General features: G+C 63.6%; 15 protein-coding genes. 5 read left to right on the top strand and 10 right to left on the bottom strand.

Annotated elements, in window-relative coordinates; genetic code table 11:
• Window positions 1-86: 86 nt before the first annotated feature.
• Genes EB235_RS00760 through EB235_RS00745 form a run of 4 tightly spaced genes read left to right on the top strand, consistent with a single transcriptional unit; the run spans window position 87 to window position 4,308 of the window.
• Window positions 87-1,085, top strand: coding sequence for an ABC transporter ATP-binding protein (locus EB235_RS00760; protein ID WP_027032859.1), 999 nt, complete (start codon window positions 87-89; stop codon window positions 1,083-1,085).
• Window positions 1,082-2,050, top strand: coding sequence for an ABC transporter permease (locus tag EB235_RS00755; RefSeq protein ID WP_027032860.1), 969 nt, complete (start codon window positions 1,082-1,084; stop codon window positions 2,048-2,050). The genes EB235_RS00760 and EB235_RS00755 overlap by 4 nt, the downstream gene beginning before the upstream one ends.
• Window positions 2,040-2,855: an ABC transporter permease gene (locus EB235_RS00750; RefSeq protein WP_027032861.1), complete on the top strand. Its 816-nt coding sequence runs from the start codon at window positions 2,040-2,042 to the stop codon at window positions 2,853-2,855. Before EB235_RS00755 ends, EB235_RS00750 begins: the two co-directional genes overlap by 11 nt.
• Before the next feature lie 25 nt (window positions 2,856-2,880).
• Window positions 2,881-4,308, top strand: coding sequence for a gamma-aminobutyraldehyde dehydrogenase (locus tag EB235_RS00745; protein ID WP_027032862.1), 1,428 nt, complete (start codon window positions 2,881-2,883; stop codon window positions 4,306-4,308).
• Window positions 4,309-4,440: 132 nt separating this feature from the next.
• Here the strand turns inward: EB235_RS00745 and EB235_RS00740 are convergent, their stop codons facing one another.
• The 10 genes from EB235_RS00740 to EB235_RS00695 form a co-directional block, all read right to left on the bottom strand.
• Window positions 4,441-4,755 (bottom strand): hypothetical protein, encoded by a 315-nt coding sequence (locus EB235_RS00740; RefSeq protein WP_027032863.1) that lies wholly within the window; start codon window positions 4,753-4,755, stop codon window positions 4,441-4,443.
• 7 nt (window positions 4,756-4,762) lie between these two features.
• Complete coding sequence (locus tag EB235_RS00735) at window positions 4,763-5,125, bottom strand: nuclear transport factor 2 family protein (protein WP_027032864.1); 363 nt, start codon at window positions 5,123-5,125, stop codon at window positions 4,763-4,765.
• An 81-nt stretch (window positions 5,126-5,206) separates the two neighbouring features.
• The gene (locus EB235_RS00730; RefSeq protein ID WP_027032865.1) at window positions 5,207-5,686 is read right to left on the bottom strand and encodes a carboxymuconolactone decarboxylase family protein; all 480 of its coding nucleotides are present in this window, start codon (window positions 5,684-5,686) and stop codon (window positions 5,207-5,209) included.
• A gap of 110 nt (window positions 5,687-5,796) precedes the next feature.
• Complete coding sequence (locus EB235_RS00725; protein ID WP_027032866.1) at window positions 5,797-7,350, bottom strand: alpha/beta fold hydrolase; 1,554 nt, start codon at window positions 7,348-7,350, stop codon at window positions 5,797-5,799.
• Between the two features lie 114 nt (window positions 7,351-7,464).
• On the bottom strand, window positions 7,465-7,812 hold the full coding sequence (locus tag EB235_RS00720) for a formate dehydrogenase subunit delta (protein WP_027032867.1): 348 nt from the start codon (window positions 7,810-7,812) through the stop codon (window positions 7,465-7,467).
• The gene (fdhD, locus tag EB235_RS00715; RefSeq protein WP_027032868.1) at window positions 7,802-8,632 is read right to left on the bottom strand and encodes a formate dehydrogenase accessory sulfurtransferase FdhD; all 831 of its coding nucleotides are present in this window, start codon (window positions 8,630-8,632) and stop codon (window positions 7,802-7,804) included. The genes EB235_RS00720 and fdhD overlap by 11 nt, the downstream gene beginning before the upstream one ends.
• A gap of 2 nt (window positions 8,633-8,634) precedes the next feature.
• Entirely contained in the window at window positions 8,635-11,511 is a 2,877-nt protein-coding gene (gene fdhF / locus EB235_RS00710) for a formate dehydrogenase subunit alpha (RefSeq protein ID WP_027032869.1), read from the bottom strand.
• A gap of 10 nt (window positions 11,512-11,521) precedes the next feature.
• Entirely contained in the window at window positions 11,522-13,078 is a 1,557-nt protein-coding gene (locus EB235_RS00705) for a formate dehydrogenase beta subunit (RefSeq protein ID WP_027032870.1), read from the bottom strand.
• Window positions 13,075-13,554 carry a formate dehydrogenase subunit gamma gene (locus tag EB235_RS00700; protein ID WP_027032871.1) on the bottom strand — a complete coding sequence of 160 codons (480 nt, stop codon included), beginning with the start codon at window positions 13,552-13,554 and terminating at the stop codon, window positions 13,075-13,077. Before EB235_RS00700 ends, EB235_RS00705 begins: the two co-directional genes overlap by 4 nt.
• Before the next feature lie 135 nt (window positions 13,555-13,689).
• Complete coding sequence (locus EB235_RS00695; RefSeq protein WP_027032872.1) at window positions 13,690-14,589, bottom strand: LysR family transcriptional regulator; 900 nt, start codon at window positions 14,587-14,589, stop codon at window positions 13,690-13,692.
• 163 nt (window positions 14,590-14,752) lie between these two features.
• Here EB235_RS00695 and EB235_RS00690 point away from each other — a divergent pair, with 163 nt between their 5' ends.
• Entirely contained in the window at window positions 14,753-16,003 is a 1,251-nt protein-coding gene (locus EB235_RS00690; protein ID WP_032925849.1) for a sensor domain-containing diguanylate cyclase, read from the top strand.
• Window positions 16,004-16,093 lie beyond the last annotated feature (90 nt).

The following is a 16,093-nucleotide window of genomic DNA, read 5'->3' as shown; positions in this document are numbered from 1 at the left end:
CGCGGCTTCGCCGCGACCTCCCCATTAAGGGGAGGTAAGGCTCTGCGCGACATCAACACATCAAACCGGCAACAGACTGACAGCCCATGACCTCTGCCGTCTCCTTCCAGAAAGTCTCGCGCCATTTCGGCAGCGTTCGCGCTGTCGACGCTGTCGATCTCGACATTGCGCCGGGCGAGTTCTTCGCCATGCTCGGGCCGTCCGGCTCCGGCAAGACGACATGCCTGCGTCTCATCGCCGGCTTCGAGCAGCCGACATCAGGTTCGATCTCCATCTTCGGCGAACGCGCCGAGGGCGTGCCGCCCTATCGCCGCAACGTCAACACCGTGTTCCAGGATTACGCGCTGTTCCCGCATCTCAATGTGCTCGACAACGTCGCCTACGGGCTGATGGTCAAGGGCGTCGGCAAGGCCGAACGGCACAAGGCGGCGGAGGAAGCGCTGTCGTTGGTGCGATTGCCCGGCTATGGCGCCCGCCGGCCCGGCCAGCTTTCCGGCGGCCAGCGCCAGCGCGTTGCGCTGGCCCGCGCTCTGGTCAATCAGCCCAAGGTGCTGCTGCTCGACGAGCCGCTCGGCGCGCTCGACCTCAAGCTGCGCGAGAACATGCAAGAGGAACTGAAGTCGCTGCAGAAGGCGCTCGGCATCACGTTCGTCTTCGTTACCCACGACCAGGGCGAGGCACTGTCGATGGCCGACCGCGTCGCCGTCTTCAACGACGGCAAGATCATGCAGATCGGCACACCGGAGGATATCTATCAGCGGCCGAAGACGCGCTTCGTTGCCGATTTCGTCGGCTCGTCCAACGTGCTGCCGCCGGATTTCGTGCAACGCTATTCCGGCCAGCACCGCTGGGGCAGTCTGCGCCCTGAATCCATTCGTGTCAGCCGCGCCGCAAGCGGCGAGGGCGTTGCCGCCCGCCTCGTCTCGACCAATTATCTCGGCGCCACGACAAAACTGGCGCTCGATGCCGATGGCTTGAAACTCCATGCCATCGTGCCGGCCGGCACCGCGCTGCCGGTGGAGGGCGAGGCGGTCGTGCTCACCTTCAACCGCGAGCATCTGCATCTGATGGACGAGCCGGCATGAGCCTCGACGCCACCATGCCGCGCGCCACGGCGCCCGCCATCCTGCCCGGCAGCGGCGGCACGCGCGGCGCGCTCTCGGACCTGTTCTGGCGCAGGCCGCAACTCCTGCTCCTGCTCATGCTGCTGCCGCCGGTCCTCTGGCTCGGCATCGTGTATATCGGTTCGCTGTTTGCCCTTTTGGCGCAGAGCTTTTTCTCCATCGACGAGTACTCCGGCCTCATCAATCGCCAGTTCACGCTGAAGACCTATGGCGATCTGTTCCAGGCCGCCAATCTCGACATCATCCTGCGCACCGTGACCATGGCCGCCCTGGTCACGCTGGCGTCGGCCATCGTCGCCTTCCCGATCGCCTATTACGCGGCGCGCTATGCGCGTGGCCGCTGGAAGGCGCTGTTCTATCTCGGCATCATGCTGCCGCTGTGGTCGAGCTACCTGGTCAAGATCTACGCATGGAAGCTGATCCTGGCCAAGGAAGGCATTTTGACCTGGCTGCTCGCCAAGCTGCATTTGCTGTGGTTGCTCGATGCCTGGCTGTCGCTGCCGGTCGTCGGCGGCAACTCGCTGTCGGTGTCGTTCACCGGCACCTTCATCGTCTTCGTCTATGTCTGGCTGCCGTTCATGATCCTGCCGGTTCAGGCAGCCCTTGAGCGCGTGCCCGGCAATCTGGTCGAGGCCTCGTCCGATCTTGGTGCTTCTCCGGGGCAGACCTTCCGCAACGTGCTGTTTCCGCTGGCGTTGCCAGGCATCGTTGCCGGCTCGATCTTCACCTTCTCACTGACATTGGGCGACTACATCATCCCGCAGATCATCGGCACCTCAAGGCTGTTCATCGGCCAGGCCGTCTATTCGCAACAAGGCACCGCCGGCAACATCCCGCTCGCCGCCGCCTTCACCGTCGTGCCCATCATCATCATGGGCTTCTACCTCTGGGGCGCCAAACGCATGGGAGCCTTCGATGCGCTCTGACCGTGGTCAATCCGCCCCCCTTGGCCTGAAGATCGCAGCCGGCTGCGGGTTGTTGTTCCTGCACCTGCCGATCCTGCTGATCTTCGTCTACGCCTTCACCACCGAGGAGAAGAGTTTCGTCTGGCCGCCCCCCGGCCTGACCACGCAATGGTTCGCCGTCACCTGGAACCGGCCCGATGTCTGGCAGGCACTGTCGCTGTCGGTCCGCGTCGCGGCGATCTCGACGGCAATCGCGCTCATCCTCGGCACGCTGTGCTCGGCGGCGGTATCACGGACGAAATTCTTTGGCCGCGAAACCATATCGCTGCTGGTCATCCTGCCCATCGCGCTGCCCGGCATCATCACCGGTATCGCGCTGCGCTCGGCCTTTTCGCTGGCCGACATCCCATTCTCGTTCTGGACGATCGTGCTCGGCCACGCCACCTTCTGCGTCGTCGTCGTCTACAACAATGCGGTGGCTCGCTTCCGCCGCACCTCCGGCTCGATGATCGAGGCCTCGATGGATCTCGGTGCCGACGGCTTCCAGACCTTCCGACATGTCGTGCTGCCCAACATCGCGACCGCGCTGCTTGCCGGCGGGATGCTCGCCTTCGCTTTGTCGTTCGACGAAGTCATCGTCACCACCTTCACCGCCGGTCAGCAGCAGACCGTGCCGATCTGGATGCTGGAAGAGCTTATCCGCCCGCGCCAGCGCCCGGTCACCAATGTCGTGGCCATGGTCGTCATGCTGGTGACGCTGCTGCCGATCCTGTTTGCCTATTACCTGACCCGCGACGGCGACCAGATCGCCGGTTCGGGCAAATAACTCAGTTCAAAAGGGAGAGATTTCGATGGACACCCAGATGTTGATCGGCTCGAAATTCGAGAACGGCACCGAGACCGAGGAGCCCGTCCTCAATCCAAAGACCGGGGCGACCATCCTCAACCTGCCCGAAGCCAGCCAGGCGCAGATCGAGGCAGCGGTGCTGGCGGCCGAGAAGGCATTTGTCTTGTGGTCGCGCACCACGCCGGCTCAGCGCTCCGGCTATCTCCTGAAGATCGCGGACCGTATCGAGGCTGAAGCGAAGGAGTTCGCCACGCTTGAGGCACTCAACTGCGGCAAGCCGATCAATGCCGTGCTCAATGACGAGATCCCGGCCATCGTCGATTGCTATCGCTTCTTTGCCGGCGCGGTCCGCTCGATGCCCGGCGTTGTCGCTGGTGAATACATTCCCGGCCACACCTCGATGGTTCGCCGCGACGCCATAGGCATAGTTGCTTCCATCGCGCCCTGGAACTACCCGCTGATGATGATGGCCTGGAAGCTGGCGCCGGCGATTGCCGGCGGCAACACGGTCGTCTTCAAGCCGTCGGAGCAGACGCCGCTGACGGCGCTGAAACTGGCGAAAATTCTGGCCGAAATCCTGCCGGAAGGTGTGGTCAATGTCGTGCTCGGCCGCGGCGACAGCGTCGGCAACACGCTGATCAACCATCCCAAGATCAACATGATCTCGATCACCGGCGATGTCGCGACCGGCAAGAAGGTGCTGCAGGCGGCCGCCAAATCGGTCAAGCGCACGCATCTCGAACTCGGCGGCAAGGCCCCGGTCATCGTCTTTGACGACGCCGACCTTGGCGCCGTGGTCAACGGCCTGCGCGCCTTCGGCTACTACAATGCCGGCCAGGACTGCACCGCCGCCTGCCGCATCTATGCCGGCAAGAAGATCTACGACAAGCTCGTCGCTGATCTGTCCTCGGCCGTCTCGACCATCAAGTACAATCTGGCCGACGACACCGAGAACGAGATCGGCCCGCTGATCTCGCGCCGCCAGCGCGACCGCGTGTCGAGCTTCGTCGAGCGTGCCTCGGAACTGAAGCACATCGAGATCACCACCGGCGGCAAGCCAGGTGAAGGCACCGGCTTCTACTACCAGCCGACCGTCGTCGCCGGCGCTTTGCAGGAGGACGAGATCGTGCGCCGCGAAGTCTTTGGGCCGGTGGTTTCGATCACCCGGTTCACGGAAGTCGACGAGGCGGTGAGCTGGGCCAATGACAGCGACTACGGCCTGGCGTCATCGGTGTGGACCAAGGACGTCTCGCGCGCCATGGCGACGGCTGCCCGCCTGCAATATGGCTGCACCTGGATCAACACCCACTTCATGCTGACCAACGAGATGCCGCATGGCGGACTGAAGCAGTCCGGCTACGGCAAGGACATGTCGCTCTACGCGCTGGAAGACTACACCGCCGTGCGGCACGTGATGGTTGCTCATGGCTAGTTTTCCTTCTCCCCGTTTACGGGGAGAAGGTGGCCCGAAGCGCCGGATGAGGGGCAGCACAAGCTTGTCGAAGCTGGCTCCGCCCCTCGTCTGCCTGCCGGCATCGTCTCCCAGTAACGGGAAGAAGAGCCACTACTCCACAATGCGATAGATATTCCACAGGCTGGTGCCTGACACGACGTACGGCTCCATCTCCTTGCCCCATTTGGCGTGCGCGTCGATCTTGCCGATCTTGGCGAAGAACGCCTCCAACTGGGCCAGGCTCTCGACCTGGTGATGCGATTCGACCGTCGCTTCCCGAGCGCCGATCGATCCCGTCATGATCTGGAATTGCAGATCGGCAATGCCGACCTGCGAGCCGATCTCACGTTCCCATTTCTTCAACAGTTCGAGCACGGTCTGCTTGTGCCCGAACTTGGCGTCGATCTGCCATCTGGCGCTGAACATGGCGGCCTCACTCGTCCCAGGCCTGCACGACGGTCTGCCGCGCAATGCGGCCGTTCTTCAGCTCCAGCATCGCCGCGGCGAACACTTTCGTGCCATCCGGATAGGCGCAGGCCTGGGTGAAGGCGAGGCTGTCGCCGTCGGCAATCGTGGTGTCGACCTTGTGGGTCATCGCCCGGCTGCAGATGTCGTCCCAGAAGGTAGCGATCGCCGCGCGCCCGCGGACTTCGCGCGGCTTGCTCGGTGGGTTGTTGCGGTCGATCACCCGCACCACCGCGTCGTCGGCATAAAAGCTCGACAGCATCTTGCCGTCGCGGGTTTCGATCGCCTTCTTGATCGCGGCGCCATCAACGACTTGGGTCTTGGTCAGCATTTTATCCTCCATGGCCCGTCTTCATGATCGGGCGGTTGATATTTGGAAGTCTGCCCGGCGCTTATCGACGGGCAGTGCCTTTCACTGCGACTTCGCCTTGACGGCCGCGAAGACGTCGTCGGTTTGCTTCTTGAAGGTCGCGAGATCGACCTGGCTGCCGTTGAGCATCGTCGACCAGTGGCGCACGATCGCCGCCATCGCGATCGTCTCCTTGATCTCCTCGTCGCTGGCGCCGTTGAGCTTGGCGGCCTCGGTGTGGAAATAGATGCAGTACTGGCATGGGATCTGCGATGCGACCGCGAGGCCCATCAGCTCTTTGGTCTTGCCGTCGAGCGCGGTCTTGGGGTTGAGCTGCACGCCTTTTATCTCGGCCCAGGCGCCGGCAATCGCGACATCAGGCAAGGTCTTGAACATGTCCGGCACCGAGCCAAGCGTTGCCTGGATGTCCTTGTAAGCGGCTGCCGCCGACGCATCCTCGGCCTTTGCGGGAGTGATCGTGAACAGCGCGCCAATGCCTGCCATGATCACCAGTGACCTGACATTCAGTTTTGACTTGAGCATTTCATCCTCCGTTCGCAGCGCCTTCCCGGCAATATCCGCCCTTGGCCTGCATGGGGGAATTGATAGCGTTTACCTCGGCATGGCCGCTTCGCCCGAAAGCGCCATGGCTCTCATGGCCCGTCCGGGCCAGTGTGCCTGGCGGAGAATGCCGCCGCCGCCGCCCGCGACGGCAGGTCGAGCTTGAGCAATATGTTGGCGACGTGACGCTTGACCGTGTGCTCGCTCAGCCTGAGTTCGGCGGCAATCGCGGCATTGCTCTTGCCGTCGGCAACCAGGCTCACCACTTCGCTTTCCCTCGCCGTCAGCACGGCCGAGGCGGTCGTTTTGGTCCTTGTGCGGCAGTCGGGCTCCAGATGCTGTTCCGACATTGCCCGCACCAGCGCCATCGGCTCGTCCAGATCGTCCAGCGTGACCCGGCTGGCGTCTTCGAAATGCAGGCCAGAGCCGGTTGCCAGATCCGCAACCAGCCGCGACGCAAGGATATCGCCTCGGCTGGCGTGCGCGGCAAGCTGCATCGTCACCCGGGCGGTCAGCCCCACTGGCGGCCCGCGCAGTTCGATCTCCCCGACATGCGCGCCCTGCGCGCTGGCCACGCCGATCCCTTGCGCCGCCTCGCGTAGGGCCGCCGCACAGCGTATGGCGCGCGCCGGCCCATCGAAGCGAGAAATCATCATTTCGCCCTGCGTACCCAGCGCGCGGCCGCCATGGCGCCCGACCAGCGACCGCCAGGTTTCCTGGAAGCGCTCGCTGCGTTCGCTCCACATACGGTCTCCCATCCGCGTCGTATCGTAAATGCGCGTCACCAGGAGTGCAGCCAGCACGCGATCCGCTTCGGCAACGGCGCGCTCGCCGGTCAGGAACTCCTCGATCAGGTCGGCCACCCGGTCGACATCGCCGGTCCAGATCGGATGATCGCGCCCCGGAATCTCGACCAGCCGCGCATTGGAGATTTTCTTGGCCAGGAAGCGGCTGGCGTCGGGATCGACCCGCGCATCGTTGCGGCGATGGATCAAAAGCGTCGGCGCGCTGATCGCCGCCAGTACGCCACGCACGTCGATTTCCGCATTCATTCGCGCCAGAGCCGCTGCCGCGGTCGGGCTCGCCGACAGTCGCTCGAAACGCGCCCACCACTGGGTAAAATGCACGTCGTCCACCCGGCCCGGCGCGAAATTGGGCAAGGTGGCACCGGTGCCCCAGGCCGTCTCGGCGGTCAAGATGAAGGCGTTGAGGCGTTCCGGCGGCATCACCCATTTGTGGAAATGCGCATAGCCGCCATAGAGCGCCAAGGCTCGCGTCCGTTCGGGATAGGTGGCGGCGAACAGCATTGCCATCGGCGCGCCTTCTGAAGCGCCAAGCAGGGCGGCTCGGCCGCTGCCGGCCGAATCCATCACCGCGCGCACGTCGTCCATACGCGTTTCGAGGCTGGGCAGGTTGTGTGCATCGACACGGTCGGAAAGGCCGGTGCCGCGTTTGTCGAACAGGATCAGCCGTGAGAACGCCGAAAGCCGCTTCAAGAGCCTGGAATAGCCCTCGTCTTCCCAATGCAGGTCGAGATTGGAAATGAAGCCTGGCACGAAGACGAGATCGAACGATCCTTGGCCGACCACCTGATAGGCGATCCGCACCTCGCCACTGAGGGCATATCGGGTCTCGATCGGCCTCACGAGTTTCTTCCGCCCGGCCTGACGATTTCTGATCGTCAACCATAGCAGAGCCGTGCCATTTGCGGCAGGCTAAACTTTAGAGCGTGTGAATATAGGCCGGTGGCGCTGCAGGCCCTATTTCTGCGAAGCGGCGATCTCGGCGGTTGACTCGCCCGCTGCGGTGCCCTTGCCGCCCGGCGCCCCAGCTTCGACTTGGGCGCTGAATCCCGGACCTTCCGGCGCGTTCGGCCGCCGGATTCTTGCTGAGGCGGCCACGACGAGTTCGTTGAACGCCGTGCTGCCGCCGTCCAGCATCTCGAAGAACTGCCGCCGCATCCGGGGTTCCCAGAACTTGTTGATGTGCTCGGCGGTGCCGGCGATACCTTCTTCGCGCGGCTTGGACTGGAAGAAGGTGCCGATCTGGTTGGCCATGCGCACCAGCTTCTCGCTGGTGCTCGTGATGTGGTCTTCGTCATGCGACATGCTGGGCAACTCCCAAGACCACCCGGTCAGGGTGGGTGAAAACATCGAAATCATCACCGCGCACCAGCGCCACCAGCGTCATGCCAGCCTCATTAGCCGTGCGGATGGCAAGCGCGGTCGGCGCCGAGACGGCAATGATGAAGGCCGCGCCGATGGCTGCCGTCTTCTGCACCATTTCGACCGACACGCGCGACGTCACCACGACAGCACCCGAAGTGCCGTCGATGCCGGCTTTGGCCAGTGCGCCGGCCAGTTTGTCCAGCGCGTTGTGGCGGCCGACATCCTCGCGCGCCATGACGACACCCTTGCCGGGAATATAGAAGCCGGCAGCGTGCACGGCTCCGGTTTCGCTGTGCAGCGGCTGCACCTTTGACAACAACTTGACAGAGCGGACGATATCGTTGGCATCAAGCGTAAGTTTTGACGTACCAACGGCGTCGACCGAGCGCATCGCTTCCTCGATAGATTCGATGCCGCACAGCCCGCAACCGACCGGCCCGGCCAGCCTGCGCCGCCGCGCCTCGAAGCGCGTGTTGGCAGTGTCCTTCAGCCGGATCTGGATGTCGATGCCGGCTCCATGATCCTCGACCTCGATTGCCTCGATTTCTTGCGGGTCGGCGATGATGCCTTCGGTCAGCGAGAAGCCGAGCGCGAAATCCTCGAAATCGGCGGGGCTCGCCATCATCACCGCATGCGTTGTGCCGGCGAAGGAGAACGCCACCGGCGTCTCCTCCGGCACCATGCGGTTGGCCGCAGCCGTGCCGCTGGCGCGGTGCGCCAGCCGCGATATCTGCGTCGTTGCTTTGCGGCGCGCGGCCAAGACTACTCCGCTGCCTGCAACGTCGCGATGCGGCGGCTCTGCTCGGCCTGCTCATTATAGTCGCGCTGCCAGTCCGACGGGCCGTTCGAGGCGCCGACCTGCACGGCCGTGACCTTGTATTCCGGACAGTTGGTTGCCCAGTCGGAGAAGTCGGTGGTGATGACGTTGGCCTGCGTGTCCGGATGGTGGAAGGTCGTATAGACCACGCCCGGCGACACCTTGTCGGTGATCAGCGCCCGCAGCGTCGTCTCGCCCGAGCGGCTGGTCAGCCGCACCCAGTCGCCATCGCGCAGGCCGCGATTCTCGGCGTCGTGCGGATGGATCTCCAGCCGGTCTTCCGAGTGCCACATGACGTTGTCGGTGCGCCGTGTCTGCGCGCCGACATTGTACTGGCTTAGGATACGGCCGGTGGTCAAAAGCAGCGGGAAGCGCGGTCCGGTCTTCTCGTCCGTCGCCACATATTCGGTGCGGATGAACTTGCCCTTGCCGCGCACGAAGCCGTCGACATGGACGATTGGCGTGCCTTCCGGCGCCTTGTCGTTGCAGGGCCACTGCACCGAGCCCATTTTCTCCAGATAATCGTAGGAAACCTTGGCGAAGCTCGGCGTCGTCATGGCGATCTCGTCCATGATTTCCGACGGATGCTGGTAGTTCCAGTTCAGCCCCATCGTCTGGGCGAGCTTCTGCGTCACTTCCCAGTCGGCCAGGCCGTTCTTCGGCGCCATCACCTTGCGCACGCGGTTGATGCGGCGTTCGGCATTGGTGAAGGTGCCGTCCTTCTCGAGGAAGGTCGAGCCCGGCAGGAAGACATGCGCGTAATTGGCGGTCTCGTTGAGGAAGAGATCGTGCACGACGACGCATTCCATCGCGGCAAGGCCGGCGGCGACATGCTTGGTGTCGGGGTCCGACTGCAAGATGTCCTCGCCCTGCACATAGAGGCCTTTGAAGGAGCCATCGACGGCGGCATCCAGCATGTTGGGAATGCGAAGGCCCGGCTCGTCGTCGATCTTGACGCCCCACAAGGTCTCATAGATGTCGCGCACCGCGTCGCCCGAAACGTGGCGATAGCCCGGCAATTCATGCGGGAAAGAGCCCATATCGCAGGAGCCCTGCACATTGTTCTGGCCGCGTAGCGGGTTCACGCCGACGCCAGGGCGACCGATATTGCCGGTCGCCATGGCAAGGTTCGCGATGGCGATGACGGTGGTCGAACCCTGGCTGTGCTCGGTGACGCCGAGGCCGTAATAGATCGAGCCATTGCCGCCACGGGCGTAGAGCCGCGCTGCGCCACGGATCAGTTCCGGGTCGACATTGGCGAGCTTGCCGACGACTTCGGGGCTGTTTTCCGGCAGCGCCACGAACGAGGCCCAGTCCTGGAACTCATCCCAGTCGCAGCGTTCGCGGATAAACTTCTCGTCGAACAGGCCTTCGGTGACGATGACATGCGCCAGCGAGGTGACAACGGCGACATTGGTGCCGGGCTTCAGCGGCAGGTGATACTCCGCCTCGATATGCGCCGACTTGACCATCTCGGTGCGGCGCGGATCGAGCACGATCAGCTTGGCGCCCTTGCGCAGCCGCTTCTTCAGCCGCGAGGCGAACACCGGGTGGGCCGCCGCCGGATTGGCGCCGATGACCATCACCACATCGGTGTGCTCGACCGAATCGAAATCCTGCGTGCCGGCCGAGGTGCCGAAGGTCTGGCCGAGGCCGTAGCCGGTCGGCGAATGGCAGACCCGGGCGCAGGTATCGACATTGTTGTTGCGGAAGCCCTGGCGGATCAGCTTCTGCACCAGATAGGTTTCCTCATTCGTGCAGCGCGACGAAGTGATGCCGCCGATCGACGTGCGGCCATACTGGTACTGGATGCGGCGGAATTCGTTTGCGGTGTAGGTCAGCGCCTCTTCCCATGACACTTCGCGCCAGGGATCGGTGATCTTCTCGCGGATCATCGGGTTGAGGATGCGGTCCTTGTGAGTCGAATAGCCGTAGGCGAAACGGCCCTTGACGCAGCTATGGCCGCGATTGGCCTTGCCGTCCTTGTAGGGCACCATGCGCACCAGCTCGTCGCCGCGCATCTCGGCCTTGAACTGGCAGCCGACGCCGCAATAGGCGCAGGTGGTGACCATCGAATGCTCGGGCTGGCCGATCTGGATGACCGACTTTTCCGACAGTGTCGCCGTCGGGCAGGCCTGCACGCAGGCGCCGCAGGAGACGCATTCCGAGTCGATGAACAACTGGTGCATGCCGGGCGACACGCGGCTGCCGAAACCACGGCCCTCGATGGTCAGCGCGAAGGTGCCTTGCACCTCTTCGCAGGCGCGCACGCAGCGCGAGCAGACGATGCATTTCGTCGGGTCATAGGTGAAGTACGGGTTGGACTCGTCTTTCGCCATCCGTTTGAAGTTTTCAGCGCCGTCATTCTTCTTGAAGACGTGATTGTCGCCCTCATAGCCGTAGCGCACGTCGCGCAGGCCGACGACGCCGGCCTGCGTCTGCAACTCGCAGTCGCCATTGGCGGCACAGGTCAGGCAGTCGAGCGGGTGGTCGGAGATGTAGAGCTCCATCACGCCGCGGCGGATGTCCTTCAGCCGGCCGGTCTGGGTGTGCACCACCATGCCAGGCGCCACCGGCGTCGTGCAGGAGGAGGGGGTGCCGTTGCGGCCGTCGATCTCGACCAGGCAGAGCCGGCAGGAGCCGAAGGCGTCGACCATGTCGGTGGCGCAAAGCTTCGGAATGGCGATGCCGGCCTCCATCGAGGCGCGCATGATCGAGGTGCCTTCCGGCACGGTGACGGTGAAGCCGTCGACGGTCAGCGTCACCTGCTTCTGCGAGGTCGAGGCCGGCGTGCCGAAGTCGATTTCTTGAATGAGACCCATGGTGTGGTTCCTATTCTGCTGCTTCGGCGACGGGCGCCGGCTTGAAATCATCGCGGAAATGGTTGAGCGCGCTCATCACCGGGTAGGGCGTGAAGCCACCCAGCGCACAGAGCGAACCGAATTTCATCGTGTTGCAGAGGTCCGTGACCAGCGCGATGTTCTTTTCCGGCTCGATGCCGCCGGCGATCTTGTCGATCGTCTCGACGCCGCGCGTCGAGCCGATGCGGCAGGGCGTGCACTTGCCGCAGCTCTCGATGGCGCAGAATTCCATGGCAAAGCGCGCCTGCTTCAGCATGTCGGCGGTGTCGTCGAACACGGTGATGCCGGCATGGCCGATCAACCCGTCCTTGGCGGCGAAGGCTTCATAGTCGAACGGCGTGTTGAACAGGCTGCGCGGGAAATAGGCGCCGAGCGGCCCGCCGACCTGAACGGCCTTCACCGGCCGGCCGGTTGCCGTGCCGCCGCCGATATCATCGACGATTTCGCCCAGCGTCATGCCGAAGGCCGCTTCGAACAGGCCGCCGAACTTGACGTTGCCGGCGATCTGGATCGGGATCGTGCCGCGCGAGCGGCCCATGCCGAAATCCTTGTAGAAGGCGGCACCCTTGTCCATGATGATGGGCACGGAGGCCAGGCTGATGACGTTGTTGATCACCGTCGGCTTGCCGAACAGGCCCTGGATGGCCGGCAGCGGCGGCTTGGCGCGCACCACGCCGCGCTTGCCTTCCAGGCTGTTCAAGAGCGATGTTTCCTCGCCGCAGACATAGGCGCCGGCGCCGACGCGGATTTCCATGTCGAAGGCATTGGGCGAACCCAGCACATTGACGCCGAGCACGCCGGCTTTGCGGGCGACCTCGACAGCCTTGTTCATCATGGCCACCGCATGCGGATACTCCGAGCGGATATAGACAAAGCCCTTGGTGGCGCCAGTTGCGACGCCGGCGATCGCCATGCCCTCAATCAGCACGAAGGGGTCGCCTTCCATGATCATGCGGTCGGCGAAAGTGGCGCTGTCGCCTTCATCGGCGTTGCAGACGATGTATTTGCGGTCGGATGTCGTATCCAGCACCGTCTTCCACTTGATGCCGGTCGGGAAGCCGGCGCCGCCGCGGCCGCGCAGGCCGGACTCGGTCACCTGCTTGACGATGTCGGCTGGCGCCATGGCAACCGCGTTCTGCAGGCCCTTCAGCCCGCCGAGCGCCTTGTAGGCGTCGAGCGACAGCGGGTCGTTGATGCCGCAGCGGGCGAAGGTCAGCCGCGTCTGCTTGGCGAGGAACGGGATCTTGTCGGGCGCACCCAGCCAGCGCTTGTGATGGCCGCCCGTGAGGAAGCCTGAGTCGAACAGGCTCTTGACGTCGGAGGGTTTCACCGGCCCGTAGGCGACGCGGCCCTTTTCGGTCGCCACTTCGACCATCGGTTCTAGGAAATAGGCGCCGCGCGAACCATTGCGCACTATCTTGGCCTCGATGCCACGCTCGGCGAGTTCACTTGCGATCGCTTTGGCGACCTTTTCCGCACCCAGCGCCAGCGCGCCGGAATCGCCGGGAATGTAGATGCGCGGGATCATGAGCGCGCCTCCGCCACGATCTCTTCGATCTTCTCGTCGTCGAGCCGTCCGATGACCGCGCCGTCCAGCATCGCCGAGGGCGCGCAGGCGCACAGGCCCAGGCAATAGACAGGCTCCAGGGTCACCGAGCCGTCGCGGGTTGTTTCATGGAAACCGATGCCAAGCAGCTGCTTGAACTTGGCGGCGACGGCATCCGAACCCATCGACTGGCAGGCCTCTGCCTGGCAGACCTTGAGCACATGCCGGCCGGCCGGATGGCTGCGATAATCATGGTAGAAGGTGACGACGCCGTGGACTTCGGCATTCGAGATATTCAGCGCTTCGGCGATAACCGGGAGCGATGCCTGCGGCACATGGCCGAACTCTTCCTGGATGCCGTGGAGGATAGGCAGCAGCGGACCTTCGAGGCCTTTCAGCTCGTGGATGATCGCGGCCGTGCGCGATGCGATCTCGGTACTTGCAGGCTGCATCGTCATGCAGCGCCCTCCCTGGTCGGTAGCGTTCTAGCGCTAAGTCGTTACAAAAACAGAGGAAACCCGCGAAATCAATAAAGCTGATCCGTCGCTTGATAGAAATTCTCTATCAAACACGTCCAGCCACCAGTCTCTAGCCTAGCGATGGGTGCGGAAATCGTCTGCCAGCGCCATTGCCTCGTCCAGCAGCGCCTGCACCAGCGGCGTATGCGGTTCGCGCGGTGTGGCCACCAGCCCAACCGTGTGGCTGGCGTCGGGCTCGACGATCGGAATGGCCCGAATCGGCTCGGAAAAGCCGAATGTTTCCGCGAGGTTGAGCGGCATGATCGACGACCATTTGCCGGTCTGGATGTGCGAGAACAGCACGATCATCGAGTTGGATTCGAGCGTCGGCCGCACCTGCACGCCGGCCTCGGCCAGATGCTGGTCGATAAGGCGGCGGTTCTGCATGTCGGGCGTCAGCAGGCAGAGCGGCAACTGGCTGATCTCGGCCCATGTCACTTTGTCGCGGTCGGAATAGGGGTTGCCGATGGCGGTGATCAATTGATAGCGCTCGTCGTAGAGCGGCACGCTGGTCACCCGCCCAAGCGGCTCATTGTCGAGATAGGTGATGCCGGCGTCGATGTCGAAATTGCCGAGCAGCGACAAGACCTCGATCGAGGTGCGCGAAAGCACCGAGAAGGTGACGCCCGGATGCTTTTCGCGAAACGGCGTCGTCAGCCGCGCCACCATGGCCAGCGCTGTCGGGATGGCGGCTATGCGGATGCGGCCGGAAAGGCCGTGGCGCGCTGCCCGCATCTCTTCGCGCATGGTCCTGGTATCGCCGACGATGCGGCGCGCCCAGACCAGCACCTGCTTGCCCTCCGGCGTCAGCCCCTGGAACCGCGACCCGCGATTGACCAGCATGACGCCGAGCTGACCCTCCAACTGCTTGATGCCGGCGGACAATGTAGGTTGGGTGACCCCGCACGCTTCCGCCGCCCGGCCGAAATGTTCTTCCTTGGCCAGCGCGATGAAGAATTCGAGTTTGTCGATCATGCCGCGAGCCCTTTCCGCGTGCCTGCGCACAGCCGCTCGTTAATCATCGTGGATGAGGCAGCCGATAGTGGCAACAGCCAATAACCAATTGATAATATTTGGCTTGCCATCATGGTCGATGCGGGGCACCGCGGCAGGGGGCGCCGAAGATAGGTTGGTTCGTATGCTCCAGGAGCATCCGCCGGAAATACAAGCGCCTTCCGCCGCCGATCTGCGCGAAGCGGCGCGGCTTCGGGCTGTCGAGCGTTTCGATATTCTGGACACGCCGCGCGAAGCGTCGTTCGACCGCATTACGCGATTGATCAAGACTGTCTTCGATGTCCCGATCGCCATCGTCTCGGTCATTGACGGGCACCGCCAATGGTACAAGGCCTGCGAGGGCCTGACGACAAATGAAGTCGCACGCAACGACACATTCTGCCAGTACACCATCCTTCAAGACGAGCCCCTGATTGTCGCCGACGCGACGAAGGATGCACGTTTCGCCGGCAATCCCCTCGTCACGAACGATCCGCATATTCGCTTCTACGCAGGCGTGCCCATGCGCAGCCGTGACGGCCACAACATAGGCAGCGTCTGCGCGATCGGCTACGCGCCGAGGGAATTTGGCGACCGCGACATCGCAATCCTCCAGGATTTTGCCGATCTTGCCATGGACGAGCTGGAACTGCGCCAGCATGCCTCCAGCGATGCGCTGACTGGCGTGCTGTCGCGGCGCGCGTTCATCGATCAGGGCGGCAGGGCCTTTGCGCTTGCGCAGCGGCAGCGCTTCGACTTCTCCTGCATTGTCTTCGATGTCGACCATTTCAAATCGGTCAACGACAATTTCGGCCATGCCGCGGGCGACAAGGTTCTGACGGGTGTGGCCCGGCAATGCAGCGCCACCTTGCGGGACGTCGACATATTCGGACGCGTCGGCGGCGAGGAATTCGCGGTGCTTCTCTACGCCGGCCGCAACGGCGCACTTGAATCCGCAGAGCGGCTGCGCGGCACCATCGAGGCCATGCGGCTCGCGCACGATACGGATGAAATACGGGTCACCGCGAGCTTCGGCGTGGCCGCGTTCGATCCCTCGACCGGCAATTTGCAGGAGCTGATCGAACGCGCTGACGCGGCCATGTATCGCTCGAAACACGCCGGACGTAACCGGGCCACGGCGTGGAATTCCTCGGAGAGCGATCAGGCGCGGCCGCGGCGCAGGGTGCTGAAGGCCGGCCAGATCGTTTTCAACAAACGCATGTCGACCATCGACTGCACAGTTCGCAGCCTCGGCGAGGATGGCGCCACCATCGACGTTTCGAACATCGCCGGCATTCCCGGCCAGTTCGTTCTGGCCATCAGGGCGGATCGGTTCGAGGCGAAATGCCGGGTCGTCGCCCAGGCCGAAAGACGTCTGGAACTCGCTTTCGATTGAACCAGCATCATTCGATCTCGTCCGCGCCGCTTGGTGTTGGCGATGAACTGCATTATCTCAGGCCAGCCGCCGTCCTGGGTTAGCCACTGT

Origin of the sequence: Mesorhizobium loti R88b (assembly GCF_013170845.1) — a bacterium.
GTDB lineage: Bacteria > Pseudomonadota > Alphaproteobacteria > Rhizobiales > Rhizobiaceae > Mesorhizobium > Mesorhizobium loti_B.
The sequence above is the reverse complement of the archived record's forward strand: the minus strand, read 5'-3'. Positions and strand labels throughout refer to the sequence as shown.